This window comes from Acidovorax soli (assembly GCF_900107605.1).
In the GTDB taxonomy this organism is placed as follows: domain Bacteria; phylum Pseudomonadota; class Gammaproteobacteria; order Burkholderiales; family Burkholderiaceae_C; genus Acidovorax; species Acidovorax soli.
In genome coordinates, this window is sequence record NZ_FNQJ01000021.1 from 55,301 (window position 1) to 68,641 (window position 13,341).

General features: G+C 62.7%; 22 protein-coding genes. 5 read left to right on the plus strand and 17 right to left on the minus strand.

Translation table 11 applies throughout. The features are described from left to right. Position 1 precedes the first annotated feature (1 nt). The 3 genes from lipB (at position 2) to BLW02_RS13630 (ending at position 2,622) form a co-directional block, all read left to right on the plus strand. Positions 2–697, plus strand: a complete 696-nt coding sequence (lipB, locus tag BLW02_RS13620; RefSeq protein WP_026437413.1) for a lipoyl(octanoyl) transferase LipB — start codon at positions 2–4, stop codon at positions 695–697. Between the two features lie 23 nt (positions 698–720). Next, positions 721–1,701: a lipoyl synthase gene (lipA, locus tag BLW02_RS13625; protein WP_092699401.1), complete on the plus strand. Its 981-nt coding sequence runs from the start codon at positions 721–723 to the stop codon at positions 1,699–1,701. An 87-nt stretch (positions 1,702–1,788) separates the two neighbouring features. Next, entirely contained in the window at positions 1,789–2,622 is an 834-nt protein-coding gene (locus tag BLW02_RS13630; protein ID WP_092699403.1) for a DMT family transporter, read from the plus strand. Positions 2,623–2,704: 82 nt separating this feature from the next. Here BLW02_RS13630 and ptsP read toward each other — a convergent pair whose 3' ends face one another. The 4 genes from ptsP to BLW02_RS13650 form a co-directional block, all read right to left on the minus strand. Next, on the minus strand, positions 2,705–4,456 hold the full coding sequence (gene ptsP / locus BLW02_RS13635; RefSeq protein ID WP_092699405.1) for a phosphoenolpyruvate--protein phosphotransferase: 1,752 nt from the start codon (positions 4,454–4,456) through the stop codon (positions 2,705–2,707). A 97-nt stretch (positions 4,457–4,553) separates the two neighbouring features. Then, a complete protein-coding gene (locus BLW02_RS13640) occupies positions 4,554–4,823 on the minus strand; it encodes an HPr family phosphocarrier protein (protein WP_026437408.1) in 270 nt (89 codons plus the stop codon). Then, complete coding sequence (locus tag BLW02_RS13645) at positions 4,792–5,241, minus strand: PTS sugar transporter subunit IIA (RefSeq protein WP_092699407.1); 450 nt, start codon at positions 5,239–5,241, stop codon at positions 4,792–4,794. Before BLW02_RS13645 ends, BLW02_RS13640 begins: the two co-directional genes overlap by 32 nt. Positions 5,242–5,331: 90 nt before the next feature. After that, entirely contained in the window at positions 5,332–5,853 is a 522-nt protein-coding gene (locus BLW02_RS13650; RefSeq protein WP_092699409.1) for a hypothetical protein, read from the minus strand. A gap of 178 nt (positions 5,854–6,031) precedes the next feature. On the opposite strand from BLW02_RS13650, the gene BLW02_RS13655 reads away from it, so the two are divergent. Together BLW02_RS13655 and BLW02_RS13660 are read left to right on the plus strand one after the other, a co-directional pair. Then, positions 6,032–6,535 (plus strand): peroxiredoxin family protein, encoded by a 504-nt coding sequence (locus BLW02_RS13655; RefSeq protein WP_092699411.1) that lies wholly within the window; start codon positions 6,032–6,034, stop codon positions 6,533–6,535. An 89-nt stretch (positions 6,536–6,624) separates the two neighbouring features. After that, positions 6,625–7,116: a GNAT family N-acetyltransferase gene (locus tag BLW02_RS13660; protein ID WP_092699413.1), complete on the plus strand. Its 492-nt coding sequence runs from the start codon at positions 6,625–6,627 to the stop codon at positions 7,114–7,116. A 61-nt stretch (positions 7,117–7,177) separates the two neighbouring features. Here the strand turns inward: BLW02_RS13660 and BLW02_RS13665 are convergent, their stop codons facing one another. The 13 genes from BLW02_RS13665 to BLW02_RS13725 all read right to left on the minus strand — a co-directional run. Continuing rightward, on the minus strand, positions 7,178–7,684 hold the full coding sequence (locus BLW02_RS13665; RefSeq protein ID WP_026437403.1) for a peroxiredoxin: 507 nt from the start codon (positions 7,682–7,684) through the stop codon (positions 7,178–7,180). Between the two features lie 115 nt (positions 7,685–7,799). Next, on the minus strand, positions 7,800–8,069 hold the full coding sequence (gene rpsQ, locus BLW02_RS13670) for a 30S ribosomal protein S17 (protein WP_092699415.1): 270 nt from the start codon (positions 8,067–8,069) through the stop codon (positions 7,800–7,802). A 9-nt stretch (positions 8,070–8,078) separates the two neighbouring features. Next, positions 8,079–8,273, minus strand: coding sequence for a 50S ribosomal protein L29 (gene rpmC, locus BLW02_RS13675; protein WP_024813779.1), 195 nt, complete (start codon positions 8,271–8,273; stop codon positions 8,079–8,081). A gap of 16 nt (positions 8,274–8,289) precedes the next feature. Further along, positions 8,290–8,706 (minus strand): 50S ribosomal protein L16, encoded by a 417-nt coding sequence (gene rplP, locus BLW02_RS13680; RefSeq protein WP_005796975.1) that lies wholly within the window; start codon positions 8,704–8,706, stop codon positions 8,290–8,292. A gap of 2 nt (positions 8,707–8,708) precedes the next feature. Next, a complete protein-coding gene (gene rpsC, locus BLW02_RS13685) occupies positions 8,709–9,590 on the minus strand; it encodes a 30S ribosomal protein S3 (protein ID WP_026437401.1) in 882 nt (293 codons plus the stop codon). Between the two features lie 14 nt (positions 9,591–9,604). After that, positions 9,605–9,937 carry a 50S ribosomal protein L22 gene (gene rplV / locus BLW02_RS13690; RefSeq protein WP_005796970.1) on the minus strand — a complete coding sequence of 111 codons (333 nt, stop codon included), beginning with the start codon at positions 9,935–9,937 and terminating at the stop codon, positions 9,605–9,607. Positions 9,938–9,946: 9 nt separating this feature from the next. Further along, a complete protein-coding gene (rpsS, locus tag BLW02_RS13695; protein WP_005796963.1) occupies positions 9,947–10,225 on the minus strand; it encodes a 30S ribosomal protein S19 in 279 nt (92 codons plus the stop codon). Between the two features lie 10 nt (positions 10,226–10,235). Beyond that, the gene (gene rplB / locus BLW02_RS13700; RefSeq protein WP_026437400.1) at positions 10,236–11,060 is read right to left on the minus strand and encodes a 50S ribosomal protein L2; all 825 of its coding nucleotides are present in this window, start codon (positions 11,058–11,060) and stop codon (positions 10,236–10,238) included. A 2-nt stretch (positions 11,061–11,062) separates the two neighbouring features. Then, positions 11,063–11,377 (minus strand): 50S ribosomal protein L23, encoded by a 315-nt coding sequence (gene rplW, locus BLW02_RS13705; RefSeq protein WP_007847815.1) that lies wholly within the window; start codon positions 11,375–11,377, stop codon positions 11,063–11,065. Then, positions 11,374–11,994 carry a 50S ribosomal protein L4 gene (gene rplD / locus BLW02_RS13710; RefSeq protein ID WP_008906425.1) on the minus strand — a complete coding sequence of 207 codons (621 nt, stop codon included), beginning with the start codon at positions 11,992–11,994 and terminating at the stop codon, positions 11,374–11,376. The genes rplW and rplD overlap by 4 nt, the downstream gene beginning before the upstream one ends. Next, positions 11,994–12,668 carry a 50S ribosomal protein L3 gene (gene rplC, locus BLW02_RS13715; protein ID WP_092699417.1) on the minus strand — a complete coding sequence of 225 codons (675 nt, stop codon included), beginning with the start codon at positions 12,666–12,668 and terminating at the stop codon, positions 11,994–11,996. The genes rplD and rplC overlap by 1 nt, the downstream gene beginning before the upstream one ends. A gap of 212 nt (positions 12,669–12,880) precedes the next feature. Then, a complete protein-coding gene (rpsJ, locus tag BLW02_RS13720; RefSeq protein ID WP_026437399.1) occupies positions 12,881–13,192 on the minus strand; it encodes a 30S ribosomal protein S10 in 312 nt (103 codons plus the stop codon). Positions 13,193–13,218: 26 nt separating this feature from the next. Continuing rightward, positions 13,219–13,341: EF-Tu C-terminal domain-related protein (locus BLW02_RS13725; protein ID WP_462938461.1), on the minus strand; the 123-nt coding region annotated here is incomplete at its 5' end.

Below are 13,341 nucleotides of genomic sequence, written 5' to 3' on the forward strand. Positions count from 1 at the left end.
CATGGCCATCGACATCCGCAGGCTGGGCCGAGTCGATTACGCCGCCACCGTGCAAGCCATGCAGGACTACACCGCCTGCCGCACCTCCGAGAGCCCTGATTTGCTCTGGATTTGCGAGCATGATTCGCTTTACACACAGGGTATTGCAGGAAAAAGTGATCACATACTCCAGCCGGGCGATATTCCGGTGGTGGCGACCAATCGCGGCGGGCAGGTCACCTTCCATGGCCCAGGCCAGGTGGTGGCGTATCCGCTGATCGACCTGCAGCGCGCCGGCTACTTCGTCAAGGAATATGTCTACCGCATGGAAGAGGCCGTGATCCGCACGCTGGCACATTTTGGCGTGACGGGCCACCGCGTGGGCGGCGCCCCCGGGATCTATGTGCGCCTGGATGACCCGCACAGCCATGCGTTGCTGCCCCAGCGCCCGCAAAAGCGCACCGGCGACGCAGCCCCCGTGCCCGACTTCGACGGCCTGGGCAAGATTGCCGCCCTGGGCATCAAGGTCAGCCGACACTGCACCTACCACGGCGTGGCGCTCAATGTGGGGATGGACCTGGAACCCTATGAACGCATCAACCCTTGCGGTTACGCAGGATTGAAAACCGTCGACCTTTCTACAATCGGGGTCCACACCACCTGGGAAGAAGCCGCGCAGGTGCTGGGCCAGCAGCTCAGCATTCGCCTCGCTCCCTGACCTCCATACGCCGTCTACACGCCATGAGCACCCCTGAAGTCGTTCGCGAAGCACAATCCACCGAAGCCTACAACCCTCTGGCCAAGCAGAAGGCTGCGGCCAAGCTGTCGCGCATCCCCATCAAGGTGGAACAGGGTGAAGTACTCAAGAAGCCCGAGTGGATCCGCGTGAAGGCCGGCAGCCCCACCACGCGCTTCTACGAGATCAAGGAAATCCTGCGCGAGCACAAGCTGCACACGGTGTGCGAAGAGGCCTCGTGCCCCAACATCGGCGAGTGCTTTGGCAAGGGCACGGCCACCTTCATGATCATGGGCGACAAGTGCACGCGCCGCTGCCCGTTCTGCGACGTGGGCCATGGCCGCCCCGACCCGCTGGACAAGGACGAGCCCTTGAACCTGGCCAAGACCATTGCCGCACTCAAGCTCAAGTACGTGGTCATCACCAGCGTGGACCGCGACGACCTGCGCGACGGCGGCAGCGGTCATTTCGTGGAGTGCATCCAGCGCATCCGCGAACTCTCGCCCGCCACGCAGATCGAGATCCTCACGCCCGACTTCCGCGGCCGCGACGACCGTGCGCTCGAAATCCTCAAGGCCGCGCCGCCCGACGTGATGAACCACAATCTGGAGACCGCGCCCCGCCTGTACAAGGAAGCACGCCCCGGTTCGGACTACCAGTTCAGCCTGAATCTGCTGAAAAAGTTCAAGGCCCTGCACCCCAACGTGCCGACCAAGAGCGGCATCATGGTGGGCCTGGGCGAAACCGACGAAGAGATCCTGCAGGTGATGCGTGACATGCGCGCGCACGACATCGACATGCTGACCATCGGCCAGTACCTGGCGCCCAGCAACAGCCACCTGCCCGTGCGCCGCTACGTGCACCCCGACACCTTCAAGATGTTCGAGCAAGAGGCCTACAAGATGGGCTTCAGCCACGCTGCCGTGGGTGCCATGGTGCGCAGCAGCTACCACGCGGACCAGCAGGCGCACGCCGCCGGCGTGTAAGTACGGTACCAGAACGCGGCCCGCCGGGCTCGCATTCTCTCCGCGCCGCCAAGCATTGCAGCACCTCGCACCGCCTATAGTCGGTGCATGCAAGCCAACCTCTATGCCCTGGGCGCCATCGCCCTGTGGGCCTCGCTCGCCTCTCTGGGCGTGTCGCTCACCCATGTTCCACCGTTTCTGCTCACGGGTATCGCGCTCATCATCGGCAGCGTGCCTGCGTGGCCGTTTGTGCTGCGCGACCCCTCGCAGTGGCGCATTCCTGTGCGCACGCTGGCGCTGGGGGTGTATGGCCTGTTTGCCTACCACTTCCTGCTGTTCATAGCGCTGCGCCACGCGCCGCCGGTCGAGGCCAACCTGGTCAACTACCTGTGGCCGCTGTTCATCGTGGTGCTGGCGCCCGTGGTGCTGCCCGGCGTGGCGCTGCGCCTGCCGCATGTGCTGGCGGCCCTGCTGGGTTTTGGCGGTGCGGCCATTGCCATCGTGGGCGGGCGCGAGCTGAGCGGCACGCTGGCCTGGGGCTACCTGCCCGCGCTGGCGGCGGCGTTCATCTGGGCGACCTATTCGCTGCTGACCAAGCGCGTGGCCGCATTCCCGACCACGGCCATCGGCCTGTTTGGCCTGGTGTCGGGCGCGCTCTCGCTGCTGTGCCACGCCGTGCTGGAGCCTGCCGTGGCGCTGCAGCCGCGGGACTGGGCGCTGCTGGCAGTGCTGGGCCTGGGGCCGCTGGGGGCCTCGTTCTTTCTGTGGGACAAGGCGCTCAAGCTCGGCGATGCCCGGCACATCGGCATCCTGAGCTACATCACGCCGCTGGCATCCACCGCGCTGCTGCTGGTGGTGAGTGGCCGCCCCTTCAGCTGGAGCATTGCGCTGGCCACGGTGATGATCATCGGCGCGGCGGTGATGGGGATGCGGGCACGCTGATCAGGAATTTCAAGGAAAACTGACATCTCGCGCTTATCCGCAAAGTGCCAAAAGCCAGACATTGGATAGCAAATGAAATGCGCTACGACACCAGCAGCGCGGCGGGCTCGTCACCTTCGAGCACCTGCTGCGCCCATGGTGCCAGCTTGCGGGTGTCGGCCCGCAGGATTTCCTGCTTCACGGCCAGGATCTGCGCCGGGTGCATGGAGAAGCTGCGCAGCCCCAGCCCCAGCAGCAGGCGCGTCATGGTCACATCGCCCGCAGTTTCGCCGCACACGCACACGCTCTTGCCCTGGCGTTCGCCCTCGGCAATCACATCGGCCACCAGGCGCAGCACGGCCGGGTGCAGCGGGTCATACAGATGCGCCACAGCCTCGTCGGTACGGTCGATGGCCAGCGTGTACTGGATGAGGTCGTTGGTGCCGATGGACAGGAAATCGAAGTACTTGAGGAAGCTGCGCACCATCAGCGCGGCCGCCGGCACCTCGATCATGGCGCCCAGCTGCACCGGGCCGTAGGGCACGCCCCGGGCGTCGAGTTCGGCGCGTGCCAGTTCGACCTGGGCCAGCGTCTGCTCGATTTCGTGGCGATGCGCCAGCATCGGAAACAGCAGCTTCACCTGGCCATAGGCCGCCGCGCGCAGCACTGCGCGCAGCTGGTTGCGGAACATGGACGGATCGGCCAGGCTCCAGCGGATGGCACGCAGGCCCAGCGCAGGGTTCAGGTGCGTGTCCTTGCCCCCCTTGTCGAGCGGTTTGTCGGCGCCCACGTCAATGGTACGGATGGTGACCGGCAGGCCCTGCATGCCGTCAATCGCCTCGCAGTACGCGCGGTACTGCTCGTCTTCACCGGGTAGGTTGCCATTTTTGCCCATGAACAGGAATTCACTGCGAAACAGGCCCACGCCCACGGCGCCCGCGCGCACGGCAGCGGCGGCATCACCGGGCTGCTCGATGTTGGCCAGCAATTCGATCTTGTGGCCATCGATGGTGATGGCGGGTGTATGGCGCAGGCGCGCCAGGCGCTCGCGCTCCAGTGCCACCTGGCGCTGGCGAAAGCCGTATTCGGCCAGGATGATGGGCGAAGGATCGACGATCATCACCCCGGCATCGCCGTCGATGATGACCCAGTCGTCCTGGCGCACCAGCTGGCTGGCTGCACGTGCACCCACCACCGCCGGGATGTCCATGCTGCGCGCCACGATAGCGGTATGCGAGGTCTTGCCGCCCACGTCGGTCACGAAGCCTGCGAACACGCTCTGCTTGAACTGCAGCATGTCGGCCGGGGACAGGTCGTGCGCCACCAGCACCAGCGGCACATCGACCGTGTCGTCGAGCAGCAGGTCCTGCTGGGTCTTGCGCGGGCTGCTGGCAGGCGGCGCCACGGGGCTGGCCACGCCCTTCATGTAGCGCAGGATGCGCTCGACCACCTGCTCCAGGTCGGCCTTGCGTTCGCGCAGGTAGTCGTCTTCCATCTCGTCGAACTGGCGCGCAATCAGTTCGAACTGCGTGGTCAGCGCCCACTCGGCGTTGTACAGGCGCTCGGAGATCCAGTGCTTGACCCCGCCGGTGAGCATCTCGTCCTGCAGCAGAAGCAGGTGCACGTCCAGCAGCGCGGCCAGCTCGGGTGGCGCATCGTGCGGCATGTCGGCCTGCAGGCGCTGCAACTCCTCGGCCACCGCATTGCGCCCCTGGCGCACCCGCTCGATTTCCGCCGCCACCTGCTCGGGCTGGATGAAATAGTGCGCCACATCCACGCGGCTTGATGCCACCAGCACGGCCCGGCCGATGGCGATGCCCCGTGCAACCGCGAGACCGTGGACGGAAAACGTCATCGAAGAACCTTTTCTGGCAAGCGTTCAACCACCGCGTTGCCCGCACGCACCCCGGAGGGACCACCTCCCGCGCAATCGGGGCGCAGGGGGCTCACCGTCATTCCCCTTCGCCGAACTTGTCGGCGATCAGCGCGAGCAACGCATCCATGGCCTCCTGTTCGCGCTCGCCAATGGTCTCGATCTCAATCTCGGTGCCCATGCCCGCGGCCAGCATCATCACGCCCATGATGCTCTTGGCATTGATGCGGCGATCACCCCGGCTCATGAAAACATCGCAGGGAAAGCTGCCCGCCAGCTTGGTCAGCTTGGCAGACGCCCGGGCATGCAGGCCCAGCTTATTGTTGATGGTCGTGCGGGTCTTGATCATGGGAGTTTCGTCGAGTCTGGTTCTGCGGCGCTGCAATGGCCACCTGCATCACCCCCTGGGTGCCGCCCACGACAGCGCGGGTCACCACGGCATCGAGGGGTTCGGCGCGGTAGCTCACGGCACGCAGCAGCATGGGCAGATTCACGCCCGCGACCAGGCGCGAACCCACGCCGTCCACCAGGCGCTGGGCGATATTGCAGGGCGTGGCGCCAAACAGGTCGGTCAGCACCAGCGTGGAATGGGTGCCCAGCTGCTCCAGCAAGCTGCGTGCCTGGGCCAGGCTGGCTTCTGGCGCCGCGCTGGGCTGCACGTCCAGGGCCGCCACACTGTCGCCACAGTCGGCAAACACGTGCAGCGCACATTCACGCAAGGCATGGGCCAGCGGAGCGTGGGCAATGATGAGAATGCTGGTACTCATGGTGTGATGGTTTGCCTTGCATTATGGCGGGCCGAAAGGAGTTCACCACGGTCAGCCCGATGGCCGCGCGCAATGGCATCGGGCCGACAGTCAATCCAGGCCGGCAAATAGGGCGTTGGCCACGTCGGGCCGGGGCTTGTCGGTGTACACCACGGCGTGGTACAGCCGCACTTCTTGGCCCACCGCGCGCGCAAACCACACGCCCTGCACCGTCACCGCCGTGCCATCCGCGCGCCGGCCCTGCGCCACCAGGCGCACCGAGGATGGCAGTGGCAGCGTGCCCGCGAACGCAAACGGCTGCTCGGAGAGCACGGTGGCAGCCTCCAGGCGCGCCAGCACTGCGGCCCGCCAGTGCGCCAGCGCGACATCGGCACGGGCCGGGTCTGGCAGCGCGGCGTGCGAGATGGCAAAGGTGGCGCTGTCGGCTTCGCAACCCGCCATGGCCAGCTCCACCGGCACCCCAGCCATTTCCACGGTGCGCGTGGCATGGTCGGGCTTGCACGGCAGGGTGGCCGTGAGCGCAGCGCCGGCCAGCGGCACGCTGCGCCAGTTCAGTGCGGGGCTGCATGCCGCCAGCAGCAGGGCCGCAGCCCAGGGCAATGTCCGGTTCATGGTCCGATTATGGGCAACAGCACATGGCCGCAAAGCGACTGTGCACCAGGAGGTGAACTTTTATGGCGCAATGCGGTCTGTCTTCCAGGGTCATAAAGGGCTGCCGAACTGTCGGGGCAGGCAGTCCTGCACAATGCGGGCTTGGGCGCTTGCCCACCGCTTTTTGGATGAGGATGTCATGGGTATCAAGCATTGGGCAGTCGGCGCCGCATTGGTGGCTTTCGTGGGCGTGGGCGCATGGGTGTATCTGGACGCCGGGCGCTCGGTGGCACCTGAATCCACGTTTGTGCTGCTGGACGGATCCCGCCAGACCACCGCCGATCTGCGCGGCAAGGTGACGCTGGTCAATTTCTGGGCCACCAGCTGCACCACCTGCGTGGCGGAAATGCCCGAAATCATCGCCACCCACAACAAATTCCACACCAAGGGCTTCGACACCCTGGCCGTGGCCATGAGCTACGACCCGCCCAGCTACGTGGTGAACTTTGCCGAATCGCGCAAGCTGCCGTTCAAGGTGGCGCTCGACAACACGGGCGCGGTGGCCAAGGCCTGGGGCGATGTGCGCCTGACGCCCTCGACGTTCATCGTGAACAAGCGCGGCGAGATCGTGAAGAGCTATGTCGGCGCCCCTGACTTTCCAGAACTGCACCGGCTGATCGAGAAGCTGCTGGCCGAGACCTGATCTGCCACGGCCGCGTGAGGCTTGATGGGTGAAAAAGTGACTTCCGTAGGTGCCGCTACACTGTTCCTTTGCATCAGCCTGCCTGCGTTGTGGAAAAGCTACCTGTCACCCTGCTGACCCCGTCCCTCCCCCATGAGCTGGATGCGGTGCGCGCCATCTTCCGGGAATATGCCGATAGCCTCGGCATCGACCTGTGCTTTCAGGATTTCGAGACCGAACTGGCCCAGCTGCCAGGTGAATATGCCCCACCACGCGGGGATTTGCTGCTGGCCGAGGTCGATGGGACCATTGCCGGCTGCTGCGCATTGCGTCCGCTGGACGCGGCAGACTATCCCAATGCCGCTGAAATGAAACGCCTCTATGTGCGCAAGGCGTTTCGGGGGTTCGGCCTGGGCCGGCAACTGGCCGAGGCCGCGCTGGATGCAGCCCGGGCAAAAGGTTATGCCTGCGTGCTGCTCGACACGCTGGACGACATGGAATCCGCGCGGGCCCTGTATGCCGACCTCGGCTTCGAGGACATTCCACCCTACTACCACAACCCCATTGCCGGGGCCCATTACCTCAAGGCGGACATTCTTTGAAGAAATAGGCTACCAGCGCTTATATGCAATGCGCTGATAGCTATTTATTTCATAGCAATTCTCAACCCTTGGCTTGCGCCAGCAGCGTATCGGCGTCGCTCACGGCAAACTGGCCAGGCGCTTCGATATTGAGCGTGACGACCTTGCCGTCGCGCACCAGCATCGAATAGCGGTTGCTGCGCAGTCCCAGGCCCTTGCCCGTCAGGTCCAGCGTCAGGCCCGTGGCCTTGGCGAAGGCGGCATCACCGTCGGCCAGCATGCGCACCTTGTCGCCGGTCTTCTGGTCGCGGGCCCAGGCGCCCATCACAAAGGCGTCGTTGACGCTCACGCACCAGATCTCGTCCACGCCAGCCGCCTTGAACTCGGCCGCCTTCGCCAGATAACCGGGCACATGCTTGGCCGAGCAGGTGGGCGTAAAGGCGCCAGGCAGGGCAAACAGCGCAATGGTCTTGCCGGCAGTGGCCTTGTCCACGGGCACGGGGTTGGGGCCAATGCTGCAGCCTTCGCCCTCGACTTCCGAGTATTCCATCAGGGTGGTGGCAGGCAGGGTATCACCGACTTTGATCATCTTCATCTCCAAGAAACTGGGGCAGTCCGCCGGGGTGCAATGTGCACCCCACAAAGCAAAACGACCCACATTGTGGGTCGTTTTGAAGGTCCTTGCAGGCTTGCGCCGTTAGGGCTTAGAGCAGGCCGGCCTTTTGCACCAGACGGGTCGCAACCCAGTTCTTGGTCTTGGAGAGCGGACGGCTCTCGGTGATTTCGATCACGTCGCCGAGATGGAAATCACCATTTTCGTCGTGGGCGTGGTACTTGCTCGACTTGGCAACGATCTTGCCGTAGAGCTCGTGCTTCACACGGCGCTCGACCAGCACCGTCACGGTCTTTTGACGCTTGTCGCTGACCACCTTGCCAATCAAGGTGCGCTTGAGGGATTTTTTAGGTTCCGTCATGTTGGCTCCTTACTTGGCGGCTTGCTTTTCAGCAAGAATGGTCTTGGCGCGAGCGATGTCGCGACGGGTGGTACGCAGCGTGTTGGTGTTACCCAGCTGTTGCGTAGCCTTCTGCATGCGCAGACCGAAATGGGCTTTTTGCAAGGCCTTGATTTCGGTTTCGATGCCGGCAACGTCTTTTTGGCGCAGTTCAGTAGCTTTCATTGCATGTTCTCCTGAATTACGAGCCAATCAGGCGGCTGACAAAGGTGGTGCGCAGCGGCAGCTTGGCGGCAGCCAGGCGGAACGCTTCACGGGCCAGTTCTTCAGGCACACCCACGATTTCAAAAACGATCTTGCCGGGCTGGATTTCAGCCACGTAGTACTCGGGGTTGCCCTTACCGTTACCCATACGCACTTCTGCGGGCTTGGTAGAGATTGGCTTGTCCGGGAACACGCGGATCCAGATACGGCCGCCACGCTTGACGTGACGGGAAATCGCACGGCGTGCAGCTTCGATCTGGCGGGCCGTCAGACGGCCACGATCGGTGCACTTCAGACCGAAATCACCGAAGGCAACGGAGGCACCCCGCGTTGCGACGCCGGTGTTACGGCCTTTTTGCTCCTTGCGGTATTTGCGGCGAGCAGGTTGCAGCATCTTTATTCTCCTTTGCCGTCCGCTGCTGTAGCGGGCGCGTCAACTTTACGAACGCGCTTAACGGCGGTTGCATCGGCACCACCGGCGCCGACGGGCTTGTCGCTGCCGTCCGCTGGGGCGCTGTTGGCACCCATGGGACGACGGGGACCACGGCCTGCACCTGGACGGTCGCCACCTGGGCGGCCATCACGGCGCGGGCCACGTGGGCGACGCTCTTCTTCCGGACGTGGGGTTTCCACGGCTGGCAGATCGTTGCGGCCCAGGGTGTCACCCTTGTAGACCCAGACCTTGACGCCGATCACACCATAGGTGGTCTTGGCTTCAGAAGTGCCATAGTCGATATCGGCACGCAGGGTGTGAAGTGGCACGCGGCCCTCGCGGTACCACTCGCAACGAGCGATTTCGATACCGTTCAGACGACCGGACGACATGATCTTGATGCCCTGGGCACCCAGACGCATGGCGTTCTGCATGGCGCGCTTCATGGCACGACGGAACATGATGCGCTTTTCGAGCTGCTGCGTGATGCTGTCGGCGATCAGCTTGGCATCGATTTCAGGCTTGCGCACTTCTTCGATGTTCACTGCGACCGGCACGCCCAGGCGCGACGCGAGTTCCTTCTTCAGGTTCTCGATGTCTTCACCCTTCTTGCCGATCACCACGCCCGGACGTGCCGAGTAAATGGTGATGCGGGCGTTCTTGGCAGGACGCTCGATCAGGATGCGCGACACGGCGGCGTTCTTCAACTTGGCCTTCAGGTACTCGCGCACCTTGATGTCTTCGGCCAGCATGCCCGCGAAATCGCGGTTGCTGGCGTACCAGCGGCTGGACCAGTTGCGGCTGACCGCGAGGCGGAAGCCGGTAGGATGGATTTTCTGTCCCATAGTCTTCCTTGGCCTCAGTTACCAACCGTCACGTACACATGGCACGTGGGCTTGCTGATGCGGTTGCCGCGGCCTTTGGCGCGCGCGGTGAAGCGCTTGAGCGTGGTGCCTTGTTCGACGTAGATGGTCTTGACCTTCAGTTCGTCGATGTCGGCGCCATCGTTGTGTTCGGCATTGGCGATCGCCGATTCCAGAACCTTCTTGACGATGCCCGCAGCTTTTTTCTGCGTGAACGTCAGGATGTTCAGGGCCTGGTCCACCTTCTTGCCGCGGATCAGATCAGCGACCAGACGGCCTTTGTCGACCGACAGACGGACGCCCCGGAGGACTGCACGTGTTTCAGACATGGTCGTTCCTTATTTCTTCTGGACTTTTTTGTCCGCGGGGTGACCCTTGAAGGTGCGCGTCAGGGCGAATTCGCCCAGCTTGTGGCCCACCATCTGGTCGGTGACGTAGACAGGTACGTGCTGCTTGCCGTTGTGCACGGCGATGGTCAGACCGATGAACTCGGGCAGAACCATGGAGCGACGCGACCAGGTCTTCACTGGTTTCTTGTCCTTGGTGGCAACGGCTTTTTCAACCTTGGCCAGCAAGTGATGGTCAACAAATGGACCCTTTTTAAGAGAGCGAGTCATCTGTTACCCCTTACTTCTTGCGACGCGACACAATCATGACCTGTGTGCGCTTGTTGTTACGGGTGCGATAACCCTTGGTCAGATTGCCCCAAGGATCGACTGCATGACGGCCTTCGCCGGTGCGGCCTTCGCCACCACCGTGAGGGTGATCCACCGGGTTCATGGCAACGCCGCGAACCGTAGGACGAATACCCATCCAGCGCTTCACACCGGCCTTGCCCAGTTGGCGCAGGCTGTGCTCTTCGTTGGCCACTTCGCCAATGGTGGCGCGGCATTCGATGTGGATCTTGCGAACTTCACCGGAACGCATACGCACCTGGGCGTAGATGCCTTCACGGGCCAGCAGCGTTGCCGAAGCACCTGCCGAGCGGGCGATCTGGGCACCAGCACCGGGCTTGAGCTCGATGCAGTGGATCGTCGAACCCACGGGGATGTTGCGGATAGGCAGCGTGTTGCCTGCGCGGATCGGAGCTTCCGAGCCGCTCATCAGCGTAGCGCCGGCTTCCAGGCCACGGGGAGCGATGATGTAACGACGCTCGCCGTCGGCATAGCACACCAGAGCGATGTGGGCCGTACGGTTCGGATCGTATTCAATGCGCTCAACCTTGGCGGCGATGCCGTCCTTGTTGCGCTTGAAGTCGACCACGCGGTAGTGGTGCTTGTGACCACCGCCCTTGTGGCGCGTCGTGATGTGACCGTTGTTGTTACGACCGGCCTTCTGGAACTGAGGCTCCAGCAGGGGGGCGTACGCTTCACCCTTGTACAGGTGGTCACGCGTGACCTTCACCACGGCACGTTGGCCGGGCGAAGTGGGTTTCATCTTGATGACAGCCATGATTACGCGGCCTCCCCGGACAGGTTCAGCTCTTGACCTGGCTGCAGCGTGACGTATGCCTTGCGAACGTTGTCGCGGCGGCCCACGGTCTTGCCGAAGCGCTTGGTCTTGCCTTTGGTGTTCACCACAGAAACGCCCTTGACCTCGACCTTGAACATCAATTCCACAGCGGCCTTGATTTCTGGCTTGGTTGCGTTCTGCAGCACCTTGAACGTCACAGCATTGGACTTCTCGGCAACCATGGTGGCCTTTTCGGACACGATGGGAGCGACCAGCACTTGCATCAGACGACCTTCGTCAAACTTGAGCGTGCTCATGCGAACATCTCCTTGAGTTTGTCGATTGCGCCCTTGGTGACGAGCACTTTCTTGAAACGGACCAGCGACACGGGATCGGCGTAACGGGGCTCGACGACGAGCACGTTCACCAGATTGCGCGAAGCCAGGTACAGGTTTTCGTCGACTTCATCGGCGATCACCATCACCGATTGCAGGTTCATCGCCTTGAACTTGTCGGCCAGGACCTTGGTCTTGGGCGAATCCAGCTTCAGCGAGTCAACCACAGCCAGACGGCCTTCGCGGGCCAACTGCGACAAGATGGCAGACATACCGGCGCGATACATCTTCTTGTTGATCTTCTGCGTGAAGTTTTCGTCAGGCATGTTCGGGAAAATCCGACCGCCCCCGCGCCACAGTGGCGAGGAAGTCATACCTGCACGTGCGTTACCCGTACCCTTTTGCTTGAAAGGCTTCTTGGTCGAGTGACGGACTTGCTCGCGGTCCTTCTGGGCGCGAGTGCCTTGGCGTGCGTTGGCCTGGTAGGCCACGACGATCTGGTGCACCAGATCTTCGTTGTATTCACGACCGAACACGGTTTCGGGAACATCCAGCTTGGATGCGCCTTGGCCTTGGTCATTCAGGAGTTCGAGCTGCATTAGTTCGCTCCTTTGGAAGATTTGGCCTTGATGGCGGGACGCACCGTCACGAACCCACCCTTGGAGCCCGGAATAGCGCCCTTGATCAAGAGCAGTTGACGCGCTTCGTCGATGCGGATGACATCGAGGTTTTGCGTGGTCTTGGTGACGTCGCCGAGGTGGCCCGTCATGCGCTTGCCGGGGAACACGCGACCGGGGTCTTGTGCCATACCGATCGAGCCAGGCACGTTGTGCGAACGGCTGTTACCGTGCGACGCGCGCTGCGAGCTCATGTTGTGGCGCTTGATGGTACCGGCGTAGCCCTTACCGATGGAGGTGCCTTGCACGTCGACCTTCTGGCCCACAGCAAAGACATCAGCCACAGGCACTGCAGCACCAGCGGCATACTTGCCGGCGGTTTCTGCGGTCACGCGGAATTCCTGGATGATTTCACCGGCTTCCACACCTGCCTTGGCAAGGTGGCCGGCTTCTGGCTTGGTCACGCGCGATGCTTTGCGCGAACCGAACGTGACCTGCAGGGCCACGTAGCCATCGTTCTCTTGGGTTTTGACCTGGGTAACGCGGTTGTTGGACACATCCACCACCGTGACAGGCACTGCGTCCCCATCATCGGTGAACAGACGCATCATGCCCACTTTGCGACCCAGCAACCCGAGGGAGTTGCTCAGACTCATTTGTTTCTCCAAAACTTCCACCGCCACAACTTCAATTGGCTGCGGCGTTTGCACTCACGTGCATGAAAGACGGTTAATAAAACTTCGCCCGCAGTACACCCTTTGAAGGCGCAAATCGAGCGAAGCCCTAAAGTATAACGCGAACTGCTTTTTCAAGCAAGTTCGCGTTATCGAGACATTGCCTGATGGGTTCACCCCTCAGGCAACAGCCATTACTGCAGCTTGATTTCGACGTCCACGCCAGCGGGCAGGTCGAGCTTCATCAGGGCGTCAACGGTCTTGTCCGTCGGGTCCACGATGTCCATCAGACGCTGGTGCGTGCGGATTTCGAGCTGGTCGCGGCTGGTCTTGTTGACGTGCGGCGAGCGCAGGATGTCGAACCGCTTCATGCGCGTCGGCAGAGGCACGGGGCCCTTGACGATGGCGCCGGTACGCTTGGCGGTATCAACGATCTCGGCAGCGGACTGGTCGATCAGCTTGTAGTCAAACGCCTTCAGGCGGATGCGGATTTTTTGCTGGGACATGGCAAGTTCCTTGTTCTGCTTATGAATTAAGCAATGATCTTGGCCACGACGCCCGCGCCCACGGTACGGCCGCCTTCACGGATAGCGAAGCGCAGGCCTTCTTCCATGGCGATGGGGTTGATCAGCTTGACGGTGATCGACACGTTGTC